The organism is Vibrio sp. TRT 17S01, from assembly GCF_050113695.1.
GTDB lineage: Bacteria > Pseudomonadota > Gammaproteobacteria > Enterobacterales > Vibrionaceae > Vibrio.
Window position 1 is genome coordinate 16,950 of sequence record NZ_JBNJOG010000014.1, and the last position, 20,450, is coordinate 37,399.

A 20,450-nucleotide genomic window follows, 5' to 3' on the forward strand; every position below is an offset into this window, starting at 1 on the left:
AGCAAGCAAGGGGCAAAATGTAGTGCCATTTATACAAGTAAGGTGGTTACTTGCCTTGGACTAAGGAGTGATAAAAGAAGACCGGAATACCAATCACATAGCGTCTAAACAAACGTTTAGGCTCAATCGCCAAACGGTATAGCCACTCCAAACCAAACTTTTGGAAGATTTCTGGAGCACGAGAGAACCGTTTCGCCTGAAAATCAATAACGGCACCACCGCAAAAAATAAGTGCCGGCGAATCAGCCGTCATCTTTAATAGCTCCGCCACTCGTTCCTGCTTTGGCATTCCCATTGCCAATACGATCACTTTCAAAATATTGTGATCCGCATACTGGGCATAATGCTCCACATAATCGGATTCTTGCTGAAAACCATCCAAACTGAGAAACTCACGCTGTTCGAATAGCGACGTCGCGCCTTTTTCTAACCATGGTTCTTGTGTGCCATAGGCAAAAAATTGGAAAGGCCTTTCCGAACGAATCAACTTGGAAATCACAAAAGGGATAAAATCAGCACCATTCATATTTGCTTTTGGATCCACCTTACGGCAGCGACACGCAATTTCTATCCCTTTCCCATCCCTTAGCAGGTAATCCAACTGTTCAAAGTCATGTTTAATCCGAGTGTTTTTTACTATCAGGTTATATCCATGCTGATTCAAAAAACCTACTGACACCGCTTGAGTCGTATTAAGGAGCTCTTCAGTAAATGCCCCTCTTTTACTTTCATCAATCAATGTCTGTTTATCTAAAATGCTTGCCATAACAGTAAACCGAGCAGAACACATTTTGGCATTGTATGGCGGCCTTACCCTGACCTCTACAGCTTGATGTCACCTTGTAGGACATCACTGACCAAGTTTCCAGTTCAATATTGAGAATGGCATACGAAAAATAGCAGATCGACCAATCGCCTTGTGCGAGATCTCTCACAACAAGGTGAGCAAAAGTCTCTTTGTTCTATAGGCAAACAGCAACAAAAACACTTAACCTGTTAATTTTAAACAAGATTAATAAATATATAACTCTGCTAAATTAGAGAAATCGTTTGCACATCATTGCTGAAAATTCGGGAAACCGTATTATGGATGGTGTCGGAAGGATGCTGACACGGAACAGGAAATTACCACGGATTAGGTAATCTTCAGGAAGAAGATACGGTTGTTCAGGATGAATAATCGGCATGGAAAGCAAATAGGACATTGAACGGACGCAATAGTGACTAGGATGGTTGCTACTAAGGAAGACAATGGACACCTCAGGATGAGGCAAGGACTGAACATCAGGATGATGTAAGGGACACCGCTCACGGAACAAGTGATGTGCGCTAACGAGGATTGTTAGCAGACCAGGATAAGGTCATGGACACCGCTAGGAAGGCGACGCAAGGACTACGCTGAAGGATACAGCAACTATCATGGATTAGATGCATGGAGCACTTTTAGTAGCCGGATTGCTGCGAGTAAGACTATAACCCCGACGGGCGCAAGCCCTCGGGGTTTTTCTTTATCTTAAAATCACATGGCAATAAGCTTTAGCAATCCTCATCAACCACGTTCGTGGTGATCGAAGCGTTAGCATCTGAAACGCTTGGATAGAAAATCTCCACCATACAACGAATGTTATCTGCGGGTGGGCGATTCAAATATGAAATAAGGAAGTAAGCCGTACTAAATGCCTCACCCGGGGATTTGGTGATGGTTAGCGATGGATCCAGCCCTGACAATTCTTTCGCGGGTATCACATACTTGATGTGACCAAAATAACCAGCTACATCAGCGCTGCCATTGTTGTCGAGATCGATATTAAACGTGCTGGCATCGACTTCAGTTTGCCCTTGTAGGACTGCTTTGGTGTACACCAAAGAATCGACAGCGAGAAAAGCAGATTTAGCACCGAGCAGCGCTGCTACTCGGGCATCTTTCTGTAAATTGAGAAATCTGGGGGCGACTGTAATCGCAAGAATGCCGATGATCACAATCACAACCACCAGCTCAATCAATGAAAATCCTCGTTGCTCTTTCCGCATTTAGCACCCACTCAATGCCTTCCCTTATACCAGTATAGAAAAAGCATCACGGTAGCGGCTTATCACTTCCCTTAAAGTTTCTCTAGCTTAGCGTAAGCTGTTACTAACCATTTAATACCTTCACCGTTAAAAGCAACTTGCACCCGACTTTGTGGGCCACTGCCTTCAAAATTAATAATGGTCCCTTCACCAAATTTAGGGTGCATCACCCGTGACCCTAAATTAAAGCCAGTTTCATTAAAACTCTCTTTCACAACCGTTTGACTAAAACGACCTGAGCTAGCCGGGCGGCTCACTTTCGCCTTCATGCGCACTTCGTCCAAACAACTTTCTGGTAGTTCACGAATAAAGCGCGAAGGCTTGTGGTATTTGTCCTGTCCGTAGAGGCGGCGCATCTCTGCATAGGTGATGTACAGCTTTTCCATTGCACGCGTCATTCCCACATAACAAAGGCGACGCTCTTCTTCCAAACGGCCCGCCTCTTCTGCCGACATCTGGCTCGGGAACATCCCCTCTTCCACACCGACCATAAATACCAATGGGAACTCCAGACCTTTCGCACTGTGTAATGTCATCAACTGAACCGCATCTTCAAATTCATCGGCCTGACCTTCACCTGCCTCAAGTGCCGCATGAGTTAGAAACGCGGTCAGCAGCGTCATTTCTTCCGCTTCTTCCGGTTTTTCAAATTGGCGCGTTGCGGTGACAAGCTCTTCCAAGTTCTCAATACGCGCTTTGGATTTTTCACCTTTTTCTTGCTCGTACATCGCGTACAAACCCGAATATTTGATCACATGATCGGTTTGGTGGTGAAGCGGTTGTTCGATAGTGTCATCTTCGAGCGCAATAATAAGTTCAATAAATCGACTAAGTGCACCTGCCGCGCGACCAGCAAGCACTTTCTCTTCAAGCAATGCGATGGAAGCTTCCCACATGGTGCAGCCACGATCGCGCGCAGCAAAACGAATGGTTTCTAGGGTTTTATCACCCAGTCCACGAGTGGGGGTATTCACTACACGTTCAAAGGCCGCATCATCATTGCGGTTAGCGATCAAACGCAAATAGCTCAGCGCGTCTTTGATCTCCTGACGTTCGAAGAAGCGCATGCCACCATAAATCCGGTATGGCAGACCGGCTTGGATCAAAGCTTCTTCCAGAACACGTGATTGGGCGTTGTTGCGATACAACATCGCGCTATCAACGAGCGCACCGCCTTTATCTTGCCACTCTTTAATTTTATTCACCGCAAAACGGGCTTCATCCAGCTCGTTATACGCCGAATAAACCGAGATCAACTCTCCTTCTGCGCCATCCGTCCACAGTTCTTTACCCATGCGTTCAGTGTTGTTGGCGATCAGCGTATTCGACGCTTCTAGAATCGTTTTGGTTGAGCGGTAGTTTTGCTCCAAGCGAATCGTACTGACGCTTGGGAACTCAAGAGTAAATTTCTCAATGTTTTCAACTTTCGCCCCACGCCAGCCATATATTGACTGGTCATCATCCCCAACAATCATTACATGACATTCAGGACCAGCCATCATCCGCAACCAAGCGTATTGAATGTTGTTGGTGTCTTGAAATTCGTCGACCAGAATATGCTTGAAACGTGCTTGATAATGTTCACGGACAAACTTGTTATCACGCAATAGCTCATGCGCACGCAGTAAGATCTCAGCAAAGTCGACCAACCCAGCACGATCACACGCCTCTTGATAAGCGGTATAAAGTTGAAGGTAGGTTTTGGTCACAGGATCGTGATAGGCATCGATGTGCTGCGGACGCAGGCCTTCATCTTTTTTGCCGTTAATCCACCAAGCAACCTGACGTGCTGGCCACTGTTTATCATCCAGATTTTGCGCTTTGATCAATCGCTTCAATAGGCGCTGTTGATCATCACTGTCGATAATTTGAAAATCTTCCGGTAGCTTCGCATCAAGATAATGAGCCCGCAGAATTCGATGACAAATGCCATGAAAAGTACCATTCCACATCCCTGATGCACTACCCATCATCAGTTCTTCAATTCGAGCACGCATTTCTGCCGCAGCTTTATTGGTAAAGGTGACCGACATAATGGAAAACGGTGACGCTTGTTCAACCGACATCAACCAAGCAATACGATGGACCAGTACTCGCGTTTTACCACTACCAGCTCCGGCCAACACCAACATATTTTCTAACGGTGCGGCCACGGCTTCGCGCTGTTTGTCGTTAAGGCCGTCGAGTAATAAAGAGGGATCCATCATGAGCTCTGCTACTGGTTATTTATACATGAGGAACGATTATAACCTAAACACTCAACCAATTTCAGAGCAAAATCGATAAATTTTTTGTTCTTTTTTTGTCCATAAAATCAAAATGTTAAATAACTGGTCGTTATATAAAAATCAAAATCTATGATTTTTTTGAAAGTTTTTTCATCACTTTTCTATCCTTTAATTTAGGCAAGCCAACGAAATGGTTTGCGATTTCAAAGTAAAGGAAAAAGTCTGAGGATATAACTATGAAGAAATCAAATCTTGCTGTAACTGCTGCTGTAACAGGTTTACTTGCGCTAGGTGGCACCATGCTTACTGCAGCACCAGCGGTGGCTGCTGAAAAAGAAAAATGCTACGGCGTGTCTAAAGCAGGTAAAAATGACTGTGCAACCAAAACCAGCTCATGTGCTGGTACAGCAAAAGAAGACAACCAAAAAGATGCATTCGTAGTCGTTCCAAAAGGACTATGTGGCAAGCTAACAGGTGGCAGCACGCAATCGTCTTAAGCTCCACACTTAGTGAAGTGCGTGGCGCTCAACCAGCGCACTTCACTCTTTCCGTTTTTTATCGTTTCAGGGTGGCATCGTGAATACAGAAAATTATCATAACAAAATAGGTGTCGGTCTACGTTCACCACATATTGCCTTCTTTACCCAACAACAACCCAATTTAAGCTGGTTGGAAATCCACAGCGAAAACTACTTCCAACCTAAATCAGCCGCCAGACAGAGCCTGCGCAAATTGGCTGAACATTACCAAATCAGCTGTCATGGTATTGGCTTATCACTTGGCAGTGTTGAACGAGTGAACCCAAAACACTTAGCGCAGCTCAAAGCCCTAGTTGATGAAACCAATCCATTTCTCGTCTCTGACCACTTAAGTTGGAGTGAAAATGGCGGACATTATTTCAATGACTTATTACCTCTGCCCTACACAGAAGAAGCCTTAGCGGTATTTTGTCGTAATGTGATGGAAGTTCAGGAGTACTTGGGGCGACAAATGTTGATTGAGAACCCTTCCAGTTACCTTAAATTTCATCACTCAACCATCAATGAATGGGAGTTTTTGACTGAAGTTCAGAAGCGAACCGATTGTCGTCTACTGCTTGATCTGAATAACGTATACGTTTCCGCGTTCAATCATGGTTTTGACTGCCAAACTTATCTAGATGCCCTACCCGCACATGCTGTTGACGAAATTCACTTGGCGGGTTTTACCGTAAAAAAACTCGACAAAGGGGAAATCTGGATTGATACCCACAGTCGCCCAGTGTGCGATGAAGTCTGGCAACTGTTCGAGCAATGGACGGAAAAGCACGGTGTTCCTCACACCTTGATCGAATGGGATTTAGACATTCCCGAACCACAAGTGCTACTTGGCGAAGCGCGCAAAGCCAGTGACCGTATATTCAATGCAGAAACTAGGCAAAGGAGAGCATCATGAACTTCTCTTTGACCACACTGCAAAACCAGTTTGCCAAAGCGCTGCATTATCAAGCCACGGGCGAAGAGTGCAATATTGCGAGCGATAACTTCACCGCAGACGAGCGAATGCAGATCTATCGCAATAACTTTGTCATGAGTTTAACGGAAGTACTGCAAGCCACGTACCCTATGGTAGTGGCATTGGTGGGTGAAGAGTGCTTTAACGGACTCGCACGCCAACATGTGCTTACCCATCCATTAGAAAGTGGTGACGTCACCCATTATGGTGAACACTTTTCCGACACCATCACCCTGTTTCCAGTGGTTTTGGAGGCAGCGCCCTATTTACCTGAAGTGGCACGTTTCGAATGGAGCTTGGATTTATCTCAGCAGTTGCATGGCAGCGTCCATTTAACGCAAACCATTTTGCCAATCAGCAAACTGGCTGACGTTCCGGCAGAGCAGCACGATCATATTCAGCTGCATTTAACCCCCTCGGTGATGACGTTTGCCTCGCACTATCGCGTATTTTCACTACAGCGAGCCATTCATGCTCAACAGTTAGATGGGTTAGAGATCAATCAGGCAGAGGCGGGGGTGATTGCTTGCCAAATAGATGGAACCCCGTGGAGCCAACCACTGGACGAAGAAGCTTATCAGCTACTTTCCCATCTTCAAGCCGGGCAACATTTAAGTGAAATTCCCGCCTCTTTGCTGCCGCATTTAAATCAAATTATGGGGCTTGGTCTCATCGCAGGCTTTTCGCTCACTCAATAAAAAGGATAATGGAATGACGACTCCAGTGAACAACCTACTTGCCACTTATGACAGCTGGATAGAAAAAGCTCAAATGGGTTTTGTGCCACTGTTGCTGCTTTTTTGTCGCGTCTGGGTAGCCTATGTCTTTTTTAATTCTGGCCTAGTTAAGATTGCCTCTTGGGACAGTACCTTGTATCTGTTTGAACTAGAATACCAAGTTCCGTTACTGCCATGGGAATTGGCTGCCTATTTAGGTACTGCGGCTGAGTTGGTGTTACCGGTATTTTTAGCACTTGGTTTACTCACAAGGCCAATGGCAGCAGCACTGTTTGTGTTTAATATCATTGCCGTGGTTTCTTACCCAGTATTGTGGGAACAGGGCTTCTATGACCATCAGCTGTGGGGATTAATGATCTTAATCGTAGTCGTGTGGGGAGCAGGACCACTTTCTATCGATAAACTGATTCGCAATAAACTAGCAAAATAACAGCAATATACCCAAGTGACATGATGTTACTTGGGTATGCTTTAATTGCCTTCACCACCTTCACTCAAATCATCTTTGACTGAGTTAACCGCATCACGTGATGCATGACCAATTGCTTTAGTGGTATCACGAGTAGCATGACCAATTGCCGTGGTTGCGTCGCGCGTCGCGTGGCCGATACTCTTGCCCGCGTCTTTCAGCTCCGCGCAACCAGACACGCCAAGCAACATTATTGACGCAAGCGCCAACCCTTTCATTATTTTCAACATACGACCTCCTTGAATGCATTGACCGCATAATAACACTGAACACAATAAACCCACCAATGACGGTGGGTTTATTCAGCAAAAATTAACCTGAATTCACAGCAACTTTACACGGCAATCCCAGCATGGCGTAGCAGTGCATCGATTTGTGGCTCACGACCGCGGAAGCGCTTGAAGAGCTCCATTGGTTCTTCACTGCCACCCATTTCAAGAATGTTATTGAGGAAGCTTTGTCCTGTTTCGGTATTGAAAATCCCCTCTTCCTCAAAACGTGAGAATGCATCAGAAGAAAGCACTTCAGCCCATAAGTAGCTGTAATAGCCCGCGCTGTATCCACCCGCAAAAATATGGCTAAAGCTATGAGAGAAGCGATTCCACTCAAGGCTTGGCAGCACCGCGACTTTCGCTTTAACTTCAGCAAGAGTTTCCAGCACTCGTGGGCCAACTTCTGGGTCATATTCAGTGTGCAGAGTAAAATCAAACAAACCGAATTCTAGTTGGCGCAGAATAAACATCGCTGACTGGAAGTTCTTCGCCGCTAGCATTTTTTCTAGCATCGCCTTAGGCAATGGCTCACCCGTTTCGTAGTGACCAGAGATAAACGCCAGTGCATCTTCTTCCCAGCACCAGTTTTCTAGGAACTGACTTGGTAGCTCAACCGCATCCCACGGCACACCATTAATGCCCGATACTGAACCGGTTTCCACTTGCGTCAGCATGTGATGAATGCCATGGCCAAACTCATGGAATAGTGTCACCACTTCATCATGAGTAAACAGCGCCGGCTTATCCCCCACTGGGCGGTTAAAGTTACAGGTTAGGTAAGCCACTGGCGTTTGCAGTTCACCTTGGGCATTGATACGGCGTACACGACACTCGTCCATCCATGCCCCACCTCGTTTGTGTTCACGAGCGTATAAGTCGAGGTAGAAACTGCCGCGCAACGTACCTTGGCTATCGAAAATATCAAAAAAGCGCACTGACTCATGCCAGCTATCGACACTATGACGCTCTTCAACGCTCATACCAAACACGCGCTTGAGCACCTCAAACAGGCCATTAATCGCTTTTTGTTCAGGGAAATACGGGCGCAGCTCTTCATCTGAAATCTGGAACAAGTGCTGTTTTTGTTTCTCACTGTAGTAAGCGATATCCCATAGGTTTAGCGTCTCAACACCAAATTCGGCTTTGGCGTATTGGCGTAGCTCTTCCACTTCGCGCTCGCCCTGCCCTTTGGCTTTGCTTGCCAAATCATTGAGGAAGTTCAGCACTTGGCTTGGGTTTTCAGCCATTTTGGTTGCCAGAGACTTTTCGCTGAAACTGTTAAAACCAAGCATACGTGCAATTTCATGACGCAGTTTCAACTGCTCACTGATGATTTCGCTGTTGTCCCATTTGCCTGCATTTGGACCTCGATCAGATGCACGAGTCACATACGCTTCGTAAAGCTCTTTACGCAGCTCTTGATTATCACAGTAGGTCATCACTGGCAGGTAGGATGGAATATCAAGTGTGAGCAGGTAGCCATCCAGCTCTTTCGCTTGAGCCGCCGCTTTCGCTGCTGCCAATGCAGAGTCCGGCATACCTTCCAGCAGGGTTTCATCCGTCACGTGCTTGGTCCAGCCCATCGTGGCATCCAGCACATTGTTTGAGAATTTTGAACCAAGTTCAGACATCCGCTTGCTGATCTCACCATAACGGTGCTGCTCATCAGCAGGCAAGCCAATACCAGATAATTCGAAATCACGCAGTGAATCGGTGATGGTTTTCTTCTGCGCTTGCGTTAATGTTGCAAAGGCGTCACTGGCTTTGATGGCTTTATACGCTTCAAATAATCCCTTGTGTTGGCCAACCCAAGTGCCGTATTCAGACAGCAGCGGCAAACAGCTTTCGTACGCTTCACGCAGTTCATCGCTGTTTACCACCGAGTTCATATGGCTCACTGGTGACCATAAACGGCTAAGGCGGTCATCCACCTCTTCAATCGGAGCAATCACATTGTCCCAACTTGGTGTGGTATTACCATCAAGTACTTGTTCAATTTGAGTTCGGCAGTCAGCAATTGCCTGTTCAACCGCTGGCTTAACATGTTCCGGTTTGATCTGAGAAAAAGGAGGTAAGCCAGTGAAGGCTAAAAGTGGATTTGGCATAAAAGCATTCCTTTTGTAGGCAAAAGCGAACTGACGAGTTCGTCTATTGATTGTATTTCGCGTCTTAAATAGTAAATATAGGTAGGTTCAGCAATTTTCAATAGTGGCGTATACTATCAACCATTATTGATCATGCTCACGCAGCCATTTCGAGAGAATTATTTTGTTAAGTTATCGCCACAGTTTTCACGCAGGCAACCACGCAGATGTGGTCAAGCACATTGTACAAAGCCTGATCCTGAATGCGCTTAAGCAAAAAGACAAACCCTTTGTGTACCACGACACCCATTCCGGTGTTGGGCGTTATGACTTAACCCATGAATGGTCAGAAAAAACCGGTGAATACAAACAAGGTATCGCACGAGTCTGGGAGCAAGCTAACATTCCAGAAGACATTCAAAGCTACCTTGATGCCGTTAAAACACTGAACAACGGTGATAAGCTACGTTATTATCCGGGTTCTCCTCGTGTGGCACGTGCGCACATTCGTCCTCAAGACCGTATGGTACTCACTGAGCTGCACCCAGCTGATCACCCGCTACTAGAGCAAGAATTCCACCGTGATCGCCAAGTGAGCATCTACAAGGAAGATGGCTTTAAGCGCCTGAAAGGCAGCCTGCCACCGCAAGAGCGTCGCGGATTAGTATTGATTGACCCACCGTATGAACTGGCAAAAGAGTATCGTGATGTCGTGCAAGCGATTTACCAAAGCCACAAACGATGGGCTACTGGCATTTACGCAATTTGGTACCCAGTGGTGAACCGCTGTGATATTGAAGACATGATTGAAGGCTTAGCTGGCTTAGGCATTCGCAAAATTTTACAGATTGAACTTGGTGTTTCTCCCGATACCAATGAGCGCGGCATGACCGCCTCAGGCATGATCGTGATTAACCCACCGTGGAAACTGGAAAGCCAGATGCAAACCATTCTGCCATTCTTGAAAGAAGCAATTGCACCGGCAACAGGCCACTGGAAAGTTGACTGGATTGTACCGGAATAAACCTAGAATTTAATCGAGGTGGATTGAGTTCAACCAATCCAACCTCATATAGAAAGTATTAGCTTAGACTTAAACGCAGGGAGCCAGAGGCAGTACCCATTTACACATAAGCCTCACCCTAACAATAATTGGAGAAAGTAATGGCGACTCATTTTGACTATATCTGTATCGGTGGCGGCAGTGGCGGTATCGCATCGGCAAACCGCGCGGCGATGTACGGCGCAAAAGTAGCGCTGATCGAAGCACAAGACCTTGGCGGTACCTGCGTAAACGTCGGTTGCGTGCCTAAAAAAGTCATGTGGCACGGCGCTCAAATTGCAGAAGCCATGCACCTTTACGCTGAAGACTACGGCTTTGACGTTGATGTAAAAGGCTTTGATTGGAGCAAGCTGGTGGAAAGTCGCCAAGCCTACATCGGCCGTATTCACCAATCTTACGATCGCGTACTTGGCAACAACAAAGTTAACGTTATCAAAGGCTTTGCAAAGTTTGTGGACGAGAAAACGGTTGAAGTCAACGGTGAGCACTACACCGCAGACCATATCTTAATTGCCGTTGGTGGCCGTCCTACTATTCCGAACATCCCGGGTGCGGAATACGGCATCGATTCAAATGGCTTCTTCGAGCTTGCTGAGCAACCAAAACGCGTTGCTGTGATCGGTGCTGGCTACATTGCAGTTGAAATTGCTGGCGTTCTGAATGCATTAGGCACAGAAACACACCTGTTCTGCCGTAAAGAATCTCCGCTACGTAGCTTTGACCCAATGATCATCGAAACGCTGGTTGAAGTGATGGAAGCCGAAGGCCCTACGCTACACACCCACTCAGTGCCAAAAGAAGTGGTGAAGGAAGCCGACGGCAGCCTAACGCTACACCTTGAAAACGGTAACACACAAAATGTGGATCAGCTGATCTGGGCGATTGGCCGCCATCCTGCTACTGACGCAATCAACCTTGCATCTACTGGTGTAGAAACCAACGACCGTGGCTACATCAAGGTAGACGAATTCCAAGCTACGAACGTTCCTGGTATCTACTGTGTCGGTGACATTATGGAAGGCGGCATTGAACTAACACCTGTTGCGGTTAAAGCGGGTCGTCAATTATCTGAGCGTCTGTTCAACAACAAACCAAACGCGAAGATGGACTACGATTTGGTACCAACGGTCGTATTCAGCCACCCACCAATTGGCACTATCGGTCTTACAACGCAAGAAGCGGAAGAGAAGTACGGCAAAGACAACATCAAAGTCTACACCTCTGGCTTCACTGCGATGTACACAGCGGTTACTAAACACCGCCAGCCATGTAAGATGAAACTGATCTGTGCAGGTGAAGAAGAAACCGTTGTTGGCCTACACGGCATCGGCTTTACGGTTGATGAAATGATCCAAGGCTTTGGTGTTGCGATGAAGATGGGCGCAACCAAAGCAGATTTCGACTCAGTGGTCGCTATTCACCCAACAGGCTCAGAAGAGTTCGTGACAATGCGTTAATTGCTAAATGCAGAGTAACTAAAAAGGCCGCGAATGCGGCCTTTTTTGTCTTTACGACTTCATCGATTTTAATAGCGTATCAAGCTCATTTAGCAGCTTTTGCGTATCTGGGCTGGTCTTTTTCATCGCACCCAAGATCTGCTTTTGGAGATCTGCGTTTACTTTTTGAACCTGAGGTTTTGCTAAAAATTTCGCGCGCTTTTCCGCTTGGTCATTTTGCTGCTTTTTCAGCTCACCTAAAATGGACTGACGTTGCTCTTCCGTTAAGCCTTCTTTTGACAACTCACTGCGAGCCGTACGAAGCTTAGCTTCAAATCCTTTTGGATCATAACCGACATCTTTAGCTTCAATTTCTAGTGCGCTATTTGCCGCGTCAGCTGCTTTCACCAAATCAGGGTTGTCTTTAAACGCTTTTTGGCGGATTTCGGACAGCTCTTTTTGGATCTCACCAACACGTTTTGCAACCTGAGAGCTTTGCTCAATCGCACCTTTAAGTTCATTTTGAACTGGGTTTGCAGCCATTGTTGGCATTGCGGTTGCCGCAGCAACAGAAAGAGCAAGAACAGAAATAAGTTTTTTCATCGGGGGCACCTTTCACTAATGGGAACAAGTTGTGTGCAGTTTCCCGTTCAGTCTAAAACCCCGATTTGTCTCTCAGTCAGCCAATCGTCATGAATTGTTAGCGACTGGTTAAACATATCGTGCACTATTCGTTTTGCCGCTAAACCATTTCAGCTTGATTCAAAGGCCGGATCAATTTGGCAGGAGAGCCACCGTAAAGCGAATCCGGGGGGACATCTCGCGTGACCACCGAGTTCGCCGCAATCACAGAGCGGGCGCCAATCGTCACCCCTTGGTTGATGATCACACACCCACCAATCCAAACATCATCTTCCACCACAATCGGCTTACAAAGTGTTTCCCACTTTCGACGGCTCTGGTAATCCAACGAGTGGCCTGCGCTATAAAACTGAGCATTGGGTCCAATCATCACATGGTTACCGATGGAAATTGGAGCCCCATCTAACATGGTGGCGTTCATATTAATGAAAGTATGTGCACCAACGGATATCGTCTGGCCAAATTCACAATAAAAAGGAGGACGGATCACGCTACCCTGACCAAACTTTCCAAGCAGCTTCTCAAGCCATTGAACTCGTAACGTATCATCCGACAAGGTATTTAACTCCGCCACTAACATGGTGGCTTTATCGCGAATCCGGCTAACTGAATCATCACTGCCATCAAACCGCTGTCCTGTCGTCATTTTTTCAAATTCTGTCATCTCTCCCTTCCTACTGTTACCAGTTTCACTACGCTGGATGCAGTAGAGTTTACGCCTTTTATTTGGAAGAAACAGAGAACAACCTGCCAAGTTTTCGCTCTACAATTAGAACTTATACCTAGTAAAAGAGAGGTTCAAAACCCAATTAAAGTCACTTTACCTTGTGCCATCTCTTCAAGCTGGCAGGAGAAATCGACTCGTTTACTGGCCTCTTTATCATAGAGGGTTTTCAATTTATCAAACGCGGAAGGGATAAAGCTGACACTTTTCAGGCGTAAGCTTTTACGTGAATTGGAATCTAAAAACGCGAGAGAGGATTTGTCCAACACCTTCTGACAGGTATCGAGAATGTCTTTGCTGACCATTTTAGTCTGGATCACTTGCTGTAACTGTTGTGGCGAAATAGCGGTATTGCTGCGAGCAAACACGCACACCGCATAGATATCAAGCATCGCTACGGCTCTTGGCCGTTGAGTTTCACCATCTTCATACACTGCCATTAAGCATGGAATTTTACTTTCATCAAATGCTTGTACACCAATAATGTTGAGTTGAATACTCTCGCCCACTTCCCGTTTAAGCAACTTCTCCAATTGGGAGAGTTTGGGAAGTGCCAGCTCTTTTTGCACTTCCGTAAGCCCATTCAAGGTCTGCTGACTCTCTTCTGCACCTTGAACTAAGGGAAGTAGATGACGATGCAGCTCTTCATCATCAAACGGTTTAGATAATACAAAACTCGCCCCTGCCGCCTTCGCTTGCTTGATCTGAATTTGATCATCCACTGTGGTGATCATGCCAACTTTGATACCCAGCCCTAACTTCATCAGCTCTTCTGTCAGTGTTAGGCCGGTCATATCCGGCATATACCAATCCGTCAGCACGATCTCCGGCTGCCATTCATTGACTAACGCTAGGGCTTCCACCGCATTATTGGCCTTTTTTATCGATAGACGACGATAACCAAAGCACTCCAATGCGCGCCTGACAATTTCTAGTGTGGCCTTACTATCATCAACGATCAGTATTTTCACAAACAGCATTCAACCTTGAGCGACAAACTGTCTAAATTATAGGCACATTTTTTCATCACAACTAAACTTAACCACTACAGCGCGTCAACGTTAGGAATGCATCTCATGGACTTACCGCCTTTACTGACTGGCGACAACTTCAACGCCCTCGCGATCAACTTAGGTTTGCTCATCCTTCTGTTTTGGTTTGTCATCTTGCTGCTTATTCTGCGGGAGTTTCGTCAATTCGCTCATCAGGTGGTGAATGGACAAAACCTTGACCGCACTGCCTATGATTTATGCCAACAGTCCGTCGACAATGCTCTGAATTACACTGCAGAAAACACCGATACTCTCAATGATCTGATCATTATTCAGCAAGCCTTAGAAGCTCAGGTGTCACAAATTCGCGCAGCTAACCATACGCTGAATGCAGAAGACCAAGCCACCATCGATGCACTCAACCAAAAACTCAGCAAATCCCATCATTTGATTAAAAAGCTCAAAGGGGATTTAGATAAAAGCGTGAAAGGACTGCGTAAAGCCAAAAGTAAATTACTCAAGCAGCATGATACGGTCGAAAGCCTACAACAGGAAAAAGAACAGCTGGAACAGCAATTTGAGCAGTTAGAAAAAGAATACATCCAGATCAGTGAAGCAGGTGGCTTTAGCGATGTAGAAGAAAACTATCGACAAGAAAAACAGCAGCTGATGTCCGTCATTGAAAGTTACAAACAGAAGCTGTCTGAGCAAGAGGATAGCAGTGAGCTAAAAACTCAGTTAGAAACGGCGCAACAACAACTACACCACGTGGCAAAAGAGAAAGAATTCGTTGAGAAAAAGTATCTGGAGTTACTAAAAGAAGCGGAGAAAAACAACCAGTAGCTCTGGGCTACTGGTTGTTATTTGATTATTTCACACACATCACGTTGAGTAATGACGTGCCTTTTAAGCGTGTGACTTTACCACTGGTAAAGAGTCCGCGGCGATCGGCTCCCCAATAAGGTAAGTGGATTGGCCATTTTTCTTTCATTACATTTGCCGCTAAGAGGCGGTTCCATTCAGATTCCGAAGGCAATCGCATGTTCAAGTGTGAGCAAACCTGCATCGCACCATCATAATCCAAGCGATTCCAAGGCAACCCATGTTCCATATAGAACTGATCATCGCTGAACATCATGTACGGCACTTTGTAACTTACTCCAGCAACTTCAGTGCTTAGGCGAATGGCAATTTCCACTTGTTTGGCTTTAGGTGGCGACTCGACCACTGGTTGTTTCACTACAGGTTCCGGTTTTGGCTTCGCCGGCGGAAGAACTGTAGTTTTTTGTGCTGGTTTAGCGGCGGTCGATGCCTCTTTTACCGGCTGGCGAACGGGCCTTTTTTTGCCGCTCACCACTTCACGAACAAAAGACTCTTTGTAACCCGGCTGTTTTTTGACACCCACCAAATCTTTTCGAGCTTGGCGAATATCTTCATAAGGACCGATTAGACACCGGTAACCCTTACCCTCAGGCTTTGCCCATACATCGGTAGAAATATGCTGATAAAGATCTTTAGCTTCAGCAAGCGACAAAGGTTTGGCGAATACCCCACATTGAATCCAGAAAATGGATTTTTGACCTTTAGGTTGCTGCTTACCCCAAAGCCCCTGACCAATCGGACATGCCTTATCTAAAATGGGTAGCTCATGATTAGATGCCTGAGTTGCATCACACAGAAACCCTTCAGCCTGAACGGGCGCTGATACAACAGGCACAGCCAAAACAACCAGACTCAATAGCTTCGCAAAAGACCATTTTGGCATTGCGGTCATGTTGATATCCATACTCTTCAATCTAACCTTATCTCTAATAGTGACATTATTGACGGCTCACTGCTGAGATAACAGGATGCAAAAAAAGAGCCGCAAAATGTAGCGGCTGTTAGTTTAGGAAAATTATTGTTATTAAATCTTAGGGTTAGATCACCCTTTCGCCAATTCTTCGTGCTGTGGTTCGACACGGCAGGCCGCAAAGATATCCAATGATGACTGATAGGCTTTCGTCTTCACATCCATGATACCCAGCAGTGAATGGAATAAATTATCATGAGAATATTGCCCACGAATGGCTGCACGTTGCTTGAGGCAAGCATAATCGACGCTTTTGGCCTGCTGGAAACCCTGCGACATCCAAACAATCATAGGCACAGTGGTTTGATAGTCTGGGGCTAACGCATACGGCGCGCCATGCAAATACATGCCCCCTTCCCCTAATGACTCCCCATGATCTGAAAGGTAAATCAGCGCCGTATTGTATTGCTGCTGTAATTCACTCAGACGGTTTATCACCTTGCTCAGCACATAGTCGGTGTAGCGAATGCTGTTATCGTAACTATTCACAATTTGCTCATTGCTACAATTTTCAATGTCTGCACGAGGGCAATCGGGCTGGAATACCGCCATGCTTTGCGGGTAGCGCTTGTAATAGGTGGGTCCATGGCTGCCAATTAAATGCAGGGCTACCATTCGGTTACCAGAGAGCTTGTTAATATTGCGGTCTAGATTCTCCAATAGCACCATGTCATAGCAGGTATTACCATCACATTCACTGTCTTTACGTGAGCGATCCATCATTTGCTTTTCGATATGACGCGCGACATTTTTATCCCCACCATCATCGTCTTCCCAAATCATCGACACCCCTGCCCGATTTAGGATATCGAGTACATTGTCTTGGTTGTTCGCTTGGTCGTGATCATAATTATCATGGGTCAGCCGAGAGAACATGCAAGGCAATGAAACCGCCGTTGCGGTGCCGCAAGAGCGTACCTCTTGGAAAGAAACGACATCCAAATCAGCGGTATAAGGGTTGGTTTCTCGTGAATAGCCGTTCAATTGGTAGTTTTGCGAACGTGCAGTTTCTCCCACCACCAGCACAACTAGGCTCGGTTTTTCTTTAGCTTGCGCCAGAGCTTTGCTGGACTGATGCGCATCTAATCCTAACTCAATATAAGGCTGCGGCGTCGTAAAGTAAGTTTGTTTGACATAACGACTGATCGCATACACTGGCTGTGTCGGCACAATCATTTTCTTTAAGTAGCTGTGGTTGCGACCAAATGAGGCATAGTCTTGATAGTAACTGCCCGCAATGGCAACCAAAATCAGCACAGAGGCCAATATGGAGAGGAGCTTTTTACCAATAAACTTAAACCAAGGTTCTCGTTTAAGCGGCAGTGAAATAAGCAGTGCGGCAGGAACGAAACCCAATAGAACAACCCACAACACCGAGTAACAGCTCAAGTAAGCACTCGCTTCGCTGCTGTCGGTTTGCATGATATTCGCGATCATGTCGACATTAAAAATGGTGTCGTAGTTATAACCGGCATAACTCACCAAAGCCGATAAAATCATCAGTGCCACAAACAAGGGTTTGGTCAGAAAAGGCCAACTCAGCAGGTTGAATATTAAATTGAGAGCAGCAAAGAAAAACAGCGGGATCGAAAGGATAAAACCAAGCTTTACCGAGTCCATTTCAGCAAAAAGACGATGCAATTCTTTATAAATGGGAGCATTCAGCACTAATGAAAAATAAAGCGCCAATACCGCAGTTAGCTTCACATAAGTCACCCCATTTGAGCGCCAGTTGAGCCAGTTTTTCATAATAGTGCTCCCACAATAGCGCCCCAAGTCAGCAAGGCAAAACCCAAGGCAATGAACACCGCTGCTGAGCCCATGTCTTTGGCGCGCCCGCTAAGTTCATGCCATTCACTTCCAACCCTATCGACAACAGCTTCAACCGCCGAATTCAGCAACTCAACAATCAGCACAAGCAAGACACTCCCTATCAGCAGTAACTTCTCGACTGGGGTCACGGGTAACCAGATAGCTACCAGAAACAAAGCCGCGCTTAGCACGGTTTCTTGACGAAATGCAGCCTCATGCTGCCAAGCGGACACAAGCCCTTTCATGGAATACTGGGTTGCATGTATAACGCGCGTTATTCCGGTTTTTCCTGGTTTCACTCACTCACCTTCCTTCATCATCATTGTTATTATTTCAGCCAAGCGGGCCATCAATGATACAGCGGCTCGATGTTTGGCCTGATCATCAGACAAGTAACCCTGCTAAACCGTCCAACCCGATCGAGCAAACATTGATTACCGTTTTGGAATAATGAGAGAAACAAAAAAGCCGCGAATAATCGCGGCTCTTGCTTAAAATGGGAAATTACCCTTTATAAATCTTAGGGTTGAATACATCTCGTAACCAGTCACCCAGCAGATTAATCACCAAGACTAAGGTCACTAGCACTAACCCTGGGAAAGCCGTGATCCACCACGCCCCAGAGAAAATGTAGTTAAAGCCAATGCTGATCAGTGCCCCTAAAGAGGGTTGGTCTACTGGTAGGCCTAAACCTAAAAACGACAACGCCGCTTCAGACATAATGGCGTTGGCCACCTGTACGGTCGAAATAACCAAAATAGGAGACAAACAGTTTGGCAAAATATGGCGGAACATAATACGAGGCGACTTAAAGCCCATCACCCGTGCTGCTTCCACATACTCTTTCTTCTTCTCAGCCAATACCGATGCACGAATGGTACGTGCATACTGCGGCCATTCGGCCACGCCAATGATCACCACCAGCATGACGACCGCATATTGACTGTAAAACTCACTGCCAAAACTGGCTTTGAAAATGGCCGAGACAATGATCGCGACCATCATGGTTGAAAACGAGAGCTGCACGTCGGCAAAACGCATTAAAAAGCTATCAATACGGCCGCCAAAGTAACCCGCCGACAAACCAATCACGATACCAAGTACCAATTGTAGGCCAACCGCTAAGAAACCAATGGTCAGTGACAAACGAGACCCATAAAGAATGGTCGAAAGGATGTCTCGTCCTTGCTCATCAGTGCCCAACAGGAATCGCTCATCACCGTCTTCCATCCATGCTGGTGGTAGCTCTGAGTCCATAATATCGATCGAGGATAAATCGTATGGGTCTGTTGGCGAAATGATCGGCGCTGCCAATGCCATCACTAAGAACAGCATAAAGACGGTAAAACTGGTCATCGCGACTTTATCGCGCTTAAAGTAGTACAAGAAATCAGATTGTTTAAATCGCTCCCAACGCGAAGGAGCTAGTGCTGTTTGACTCATGATTATGCTCCTTTACCTGTTAAATTCACCGTTGGGTTGATGATGCCGTATAGCAAGTCAACAATGGTGTTAGTGACCACGAATATTAGACCAACGAAAATAACGTAAGCAGTGATCAGTGGTGTATCCACTCGGTTGATTGCCTCAAGGAAAAGGAAGCCAGTTCCTGGCCATTGGAAAACCGTTTCAGTCAGTATGGTATAAGCCACCATGGTACCAATCTGCACCCCACCGACCGTTAGTACCGGTAACATGGTATTTTTCAGCGCATGCTGGTAATAAATCTTGTTCAGTGCCAAGCCTTTCGCTTTACCGAACTTGATGTACTCAGAACTCAAGACTTCCAACATTTCAGAACGGACCAAACGGATAAACAGTGGCAGCATGATGGACGCCAGTGCAATACAAGGCAGCACCAAGTGAGCCAAGCCATCTAAGGTGAAATAACCGGACTCCCAGCCCAACACATTCGCCGTTTCTCCTCGCCCATAAGACGGTAACCAACCCAGTTCAATCGAGAAGACGTACATCAACATGATGGCGGTAAGGAATACGGGGATCGAAATCCCGATACTACTGCCTGCCATTACAATTTTGGTAAACAGACTTTTAGGGTGGATCGCTGAGTAAACCCCCAGAGGAATAGAACAGAATATAATGATTAATGTGGCACCGAACACTAACTCTAGTGTTGCCACCAATTTATCCAGAATCACTTCAACCGCCGGGCGCTTGAAGAAATAAGACGTACCTAAATCACCTTGTAGCGCATTGCCAACAAAGCGTGTGTATTTAGTAATGAAGGGATCATTCAGACCTAGGTCGTCACGCAAAGCTTGGCGCTCTGCTTCAGAAACCGACTGACCTACTAGCTCACGCAATGGATCGCCGAGGTTATCCTGAATGGCAAACGCCACTAAACTGATCACAAACATCACTATCAGTGCCTGAAACAGGCGCTTGACCAGAAACGAAAACATTCCCTGCCCCTTTAACTTTCCGTAGATTTCAGTCTTGAACTACCGTGTTCACACTCATCATTACTCCATAGATTTAGCAATGATGAGTATGCTTTCAGCCTTAAAAATGGCACCTAACCCGACTGAAACAGAGCTAAGCACCAAAAAGTTAT

At 46.1% G+C, this 20,450-nt stretch carries 20 protein-coding genes; 7 read left to right on the forward strand and 13 right to left on the reverse strand.

The window, feature by feature from the left end; all coding sequences use genetic code 11:
- Positions 1-46 precede the first annotated feature (46 nt).
- From ACQEXS_RS17930 to uvrD, 3 genes are all read right to left on the reverse strand, one after another.
- Complete coding sequence (locus tag ACQEXS_RS17930) at positions 47-766, reverse strand: WecB/TagA/CpsF family glycosyltransferase (protein ID WP_427014736.1); 720 nt, start codon at positions 764-766, stop codon at positions 47-49.
- A 770-nt stretch (positions 767-1,536) separates the two neighbouring features.
- The gene (locus ACQEXS_RS17935) at positions 1,537-2,031 is read right to left on the reverse strand and encodes a prepilin-type N-terminal cleavage/methylation domain-containing protein (protein WP_367987597.1); all 495 of its coding nucleotides are present in this window, start codon (positions 2,029-2,031) and stop codon (positions 1,537-1,539) included.
- A 71-nt stretch (positions 2,032-2,102) separates the two neighbouring features.
- Positions 2,103-4,277, reverse strand: coding sequence for a DNA helicase II (uvrD, locus tag ACQEXS_RS17940; RefSeq protein WP_427014737.1), 2,175 nt, complete (start codon positions 4,275-4,277; stop codon positions 2,103-2,105).
- 257 nt (positions 4,278-4,534) lie between these two features.
- On the opposite strand from uvrD, the gene ACQEXS_RS17945 reads away from it, so the two are divergent.
- The 4 genes from ACQEXS_RS17945 (at position 4,535) to ACQEXS_RS17960 (ending at position 6,959) form a co-directional block, all read left to right on the forward strand.
- Complete coding sequence (locus ACQEXS_RS17945; protein WP_367987599.1) at positions 4,535-4,795, forward strand: BufA1 family periplasmic bufferin-type metallophore; 261 nt, start codon at positions 4,535-4,537, stop codon at positions 4,793-4,795.
- A 79-nt stretch (positions 4,796-4,874) separates the two neighbouring features.
- Positions 4,875-5,732, forward strand: a complete 858-nt coding sequence (locus ACQEXS_RS17950; protein WP_427014738.1) for a DUF692 domain-containing protein — start codon at positions 4,875-4,877, stop codon at positions 5,730-5,732.
- On the forward strand, positions 5,729-6,490 hold the full coding sequence (locus tag ACQEXS_RS17955) for a DNA-binding domain-containing protein (protein ID WP_427014739.1): 762 nt from the start codon (positions 5,729-5,731) through the stop codon (positions 6,488-6,490). Before ACQEXS_RS17950 ends, ACQEXS_RS17955 begins: the two co-directional genes overlap by 4 nt.
- Before the next feature lie 13 nt (positions 6,491-6,503).
- Positions 6,504-6,959, forward strand: a complete 456-nt coding sequence (locus ACQEXS_RS17960; RefSeq protein WP_427014740.1) for a DoxX family protein — start codon at positions 6,504-6,506, stop codon at positions 6,957-6,959.
- Positions 6,960-7,000: 41 nt separating this feature from the next.
- Here ACQEXS_RS17960 and ACQEXS_RS17965 read toward each other — a convergent pair whose 3' ends face one another.
- Both ACQEXS_RS17965 and prlC read right to left on the reverse strand, forming a co-directional pair.
- The gene (locus tag ACQEXS_RS17965) at positions 7,001-7,228 is read right to left on the reverse strand and encodes a hypothetical protein (protein WP_427014741.1); all 228 of its coding nucleotides are present in this window, start codon (positions 7,226-7,228) and stop codon (positions 7,001-7,003) included.
- A 104-nt stretch (positions 7,229-7,332) separates the two neighbouring features.
- Complete coding sequence (gene prlC, locus ACQEXS_RS17970) at positions 7,333-9,375, reverse strand: oligopeptidase A (protein ID WP_427014742.1); 2,043 nt, start codon at positions 9,373-9,375, stop codon at positions 7,333-7,335.
- 163 nt (positions 9,376-9,538) lie between these two features.
- Here prlC and ACQEXS_RS17975 point away from each other — a divergent pair, with 163 nt between their 5' ends.
- Together ACQEXS_RS17975 and gorA are read left to right on the forward strand one after the other, a co-directional pair.
- Positions 9,539-10,378: a 23S rRNA (adenine(2030)-N(6))-methyltransferase RlmJ gene (locus tag ACQEXS_RS17975; protein WP_367987606.1), complete on the forward strand. Its 840-nt coding sequence runs from the start codon at positions 9,539-9,541 to the stop codon at positions 10,376-10,378.
- A gap of 140 nt (positions 10,379-10,518) precedes the next feature.
- On the forward strand, positions 10,519-11,874 hold the full coding sequence (gene gorA / locus ACQEXS_RS17980) for a glutathione-disulfide reductase (protein WP_427014743.1): 1,356 nt from the start codon (positions 10,519-10,521) through the stop codon (positions 11,872-11,874).
- A 51-nt stretch (positions 11,875-11,925) separates the two neighbouring features.
- Here gorA and ACQEXS_RS17985 read toward each other — a convergent pair whose 3' ends face one another.
- The 3 genes from ACQEXS_RS17985 to ACQEXS_RS17995 all read right to left on the reverse strand — a co-directional run bounded on the left by ACQEXS_RS17985 (position 11,926) and on the right by ACQEXS_RS17995 (position 14,190).
- Positions 11,926-12,456, reverse strand: coding sequence for a hypothetical protein (locus ACQEXS_RS17985; protein WP_367987609.1), 531 nt, complete (start codon positions 12,454-12,456; stop codon positions 11,926-11,928).
- A 139-nt stretch (positions 12,457-12,595) separates the two neighbouring features.
- On the reverse strand, positions 12,596-13,159 hold the full coding sequence (locus ACQEXS_RS17990) for a sugar O-acetyltransferase (RefSeq protein WP_367987610.1): 564 nt from the start codon (positions 13,157-13,159) through the stop codon (positions 12,596-12,598).
- A gap of 134 nt (positions 13,160-13,293) precedes the next feature.
- Entirely contained in the window at positions 13,294-14,190 is an 897-nt protein-coding gene (locus tag ACQEXS_RS17995; protein ID WP_427014744.1) for a response regulator, read from the reverse strand.
- Positions 14,191-14,295: 105 nt separating this feature from the next.
- Here ACQEXS_RS17995 and ACQEXS_RS18000 point away from each other — a divergent pair, with 105 nt between their 5' ends.
- The gene (locus ACQEXS_RS18000; protein WP_427014745.1) at positions 14,296-15,054 is read left to right on the forward strand and encodes a chromosome partitioning protein ParA; all 759 of its coding nucleotides are present in this window, start codon (positions 14,296-14,298) and stop codon (positions 15,052-15,054) included.
- Between the two features lie 25 nt (positions 15,055-15,079).
- Here the strand turns inward: ACQEXS_RS18000 and ACQEXS_RS18005 are convergent, their stop codons facing one another.
- From ACQEXS_RS18005 to ACQEXS_RS18025, 5 genes are all read right to left on the reverse strand, one after another.
- Positions 15,080-15,997 (reverse strand): SPOR domain-containing protein, encoded by a 918-nt coding sequence (locus tag ACQEXS_RS18005; RefSeq protein ID WP_427014746.1) that lies wholly within the window; start codon positions 15,995-15,997, stop codon positions 15,080-15,082.
- Between the two features lie 138 nt (positions 15,998-16,135).
- Positions 16,136-17,812 (reverse strand): phosphoethanolamine transferase, encoded by a 1,677-nt coding sequence (locus ACQEXS_RS18010; protein WP_427014747.1) that lies wholly within the window; start codon positions 17,810-17,812, stop codon positions 16,136-16,138.
- Positions 17,809-18,174 (reverse strand): diacylglycerol kinase, encoded by a 366-nt coding sequence (locus tag ACQEXS_RS18015; protein ID WP_427014748.1) that lies wholly within the window; start codon positions 18,172-18,174, stop codon positions 17,809-17,811. Before ACQEXS_RS18015 ends, ACQEXS_RS18010 begins: the two co-directional genes overlap by 4 nt.
- A gap of 205 nt (positions 18,175-18,379) precedes the next feature.
- Positions 18,380-19,318 (reverse strand): ABC transporter permease, encoded by a 939-nt coding sequence (locus ACQEXS_RS18020; protein ID WP_427012097.1) that lies wholly within the window; start codon positions 19,316-19,318, stop codon positions 18,380-18,382.
- A 2-nt stretch (positions 19,319-19,320) separates the two neighbouring features.
- Complete coding sequence (locus ACQEXS_RS18025; protein ID WP_367987616.1) at positions 19,321-20,298, reverse strand: ABC transporter permease; 978 nt, start codon at positions 20,296-20,298, stop codon at positions 19,321-19,323.
- Positions 20,299-20,450 lie beyond the last annotated feature (152 nt).

Excerpts from the sequence above, each read along its gene's own strand:
- ACQEXS_RS17930 (WP_427014736.1), bottom strand. The coding sequence starts at position 766 with ATGGCAAGCATTTTAGATAAACAGACATTGATTGATGAAAGTAAAAGA.
- ACQEXS_RS17935 (WP_367987597.1), bottom strand. The coding sequence starts at position 2,031 with ATGCGGAAAGAGCAACGAGGATTTTCATTGATTGAGCTGGTGGTTGTG.
- uvrD (WP_427014737.1), bottom strand. The coding sequence starts at position 4,277 with ATGATGGATCCCTCTTTATTACTCGACGGCCTTAACGACAAACAGCGC.
- ACQEXS_RS17945 (WP_367987599.1), top strand. The coding sequence starts at position 4,535 with ATGAAGAAATCAAATCTTGCTGTAACTGCTGCTGTAACAGGTTTACTT.
- ACQEXS_RS17955 (WP_427014739.1), top strand. The coding sequence starts at position 5,729 with ATGAACTTCTCTTTGACCACACTGCAAAACCAGTTTGCCAAAGCGCTG.
- ACQEXS_RS17960 (WP_427014740.1), top strand. The coding sequence starts at position 6,504 with ATGACGACTCCAGTGAACAACCTACTTGCCACTTATGACAGCTGGATA.
- ACQEXS_RS17965 (WP_427014741.1), bottom strand. The coding sequence starts at position 7,228 with ATGTTGAAAATAATGAAAGGGTTGGCGCTTGCGTCAATAATGTTGCTT.
- prlC (WP_427014742.1), bottom strand. The coding sequence starts at position 9,375 with ATGCCAAATCCACTTTTAGCCTTCACTGGCTTACCTCCTTTTTCTCAG.
- gorA (WP_427014743.1), top strand. The coding sequence starts at position 10,519 with ATGGCGACTCATTTTGACTATATCTGTATCGGTGGCGGCAGTGGCGGT.
- ACQEXS_RS17985 (WP_367987609.1), bottom strand. The coding sequence starts at position 12,456 with ATGAAAAAACTTATTTCTGTTCTTGCTCTTTCTGTTGCTGCGGCAACC.
- ACQEXS_RS17990 (WP_367987610.1), bottom strand. The coding sequence starts at position 13,159 with ATGACAGAATTTGAAAAAATGACGACAGGACAGCGGTTTGATGGCAGT.
- ACQEXS_RS18000 (WP_427014745.1), top strand. The coding sequence starts at position 14,296 with ATGGACTTACCGCCTTTACTGACTGGCGACAACTTCAACGCCCTCGCG.
- ACQEXS_RS18005 (WP_427014746.1), bottom strand. The coding sequence starts at position 15,997 with ATGGATATCAACATGACCGCAATGCCAAAATGGTCTTTTGCGAAGCTA.
- ACQEXS_RS18010 (WP_427014747.1), bottom strand. The coding sequence starts at position 17,812 with ATGAAAAACTGGCTCAACTGGCGCTCAAATGGGGTGACTTATGTGAAG.
- ACQEXS_RS18020 (WP_427012097.1), bottom strand. The coding sequence starts at position 19,318 with ATGAGTCAAACAGCACTAGCTCCTTCGCGTTGGGAGCGATTTAAACAA.
- ACQEXS_RS18025 (WP_367987616.1), bottom strand. The coding sequence starts at position 20,298 with ATGTTTTCGTTTCTGGTCAAGCGCCTGTTTCAGGCACTGATAGTGATG.